General features: G+C 63.9%; 1 protein-coding gene. It reads left to right on the forward strand.

Annotation, left to right across the window (positions count from 1 at the left end):
* Positions 1 to 513, forward strand: a 513-nt coding sequence (locus IEY79_RS37015; RefSeq protein ID WP_189112045.1) for a hypothetical protein, incomplete at both ends; no start/stop codon positions are given.

Here is a 513-nt window from a genome sequence, read left to right on the forward strand (position 1 = left end):
AGATCCAGGCTCTGGCAGGCGGCGATCCGCTTTTCGAGACCCATTTCGTCTACAACCATTTCCATGTATTGGGTGAGGCGCTGGAGAACGCGGACGATGTCGAGATCGTCGACATGTCGGACGGCTCCTACATGCAGACGCGGGTGGAACCCACGAACTTCCCCTTCACCTGCGGGTTCGTGCGTGACCCCCGATCTGGGGAACTGCTCATGGCGGTCGACTACCACCGTGACAAGTTCGCGGGGGATCAGGTGCGTGCGTATCGGGACTACTACCTGCGGGTGCTGTCGGCCCTGGTGACGGGTCCGCGGTGCCGGGTGGAGGAGGTGGATGTGCGGTCCGGGGCGGAGCGGCGGGCCCTGGCCTCGTGGAACGACACACACGCGGACTTGTTGTGGGAGTCGGTGGATGAGGGTGTGGCTGTCCGGGCTTTGGAGTGTCCGGGTGCTGTGGCGGTGCGTGATCGTGGTGTGTCGTTGACTTATGGGGAGTTGTTGGCGCGGGCGGATGGTG

The organism is Streptomyces camponoticapitis (assembly GCF_014646115.1).
Lineage (GTDB): Bacteria > Actinomycetota > Actinomycetes > Streptomycetales > Streptomycetaceae > Streptomyces > Streptomyces camponoticapitis.